This window comes from Thermus sp. FJN-A (assembly GCF_054655095.1).
In genome coordinates this window covers 1-471 of sequence record NZ_BAAHSC010000020.1, presented here as the reverse complement: position 1 = coordinate 471, position 471 = coordinate 1, and the positions used below count along the sequence as shown (strand labels likewise).

Below are 471 nucleotides of genomic sequence, written 5' to 3'. Positions count from 1 at the left end.
TCCCGGAGGGCCACCCGGGGGGAGCGGTTCTGGTAGGCCGCCTGGAGGAGGCGGGCCACCTCGGGCGGGGTGAGGTAGACGGGGAGCCTCCGGGGGAGCTTGGGCCGCTTGACCCCCTCCGTGGGGTCCTTGAGGAGGGGGAGGCCCTCCACCTCGGCCAGGTAGCGGAAGAGCTTCCTTAAGGAGGCCAGGACGCGCCCCGCCCTGTGGGGGCTCACCTCCCGGGAGGCGAGGACGGCGCGGATGTGCTGGCTCCCCACCTCCTCAAAGCGGGGGGGCCTGCCGTGGCGCTCCCGGAACCAGCGGGCGAAGAGGCCCGCGTCCATGAGGTACTCCTTGGCGGTGCGGGGGGAGCGGCCCTCCTCCATCTCCAGGTACCGGCGGAAGCGGGCGAAGAGCTCGGCGTGGGGGTCAGGCTGGCTCATGGGACCTCCTTCGGGGGGCGGGCCCGGAGTGCCCTCGAGGGCCCCC

At 74.3% G+C, this 471-nt stretch carries 1 protein-coding gene; it reads right to left on the bottom strand.

What is annotated here, in order from left to right:
* Nucleotides 1-425, bottom strand: a 425-nt coding sequence (locus tag ACYQ0J_RS00095; RefSeq protein WP_460170214.1) for a tyrosine-type recombinase/integrase, incomplete at its 3' end; no start/stop codon positions are given.
* Nucleotides 426-471 lie beyond the last annotated feature (46 nt).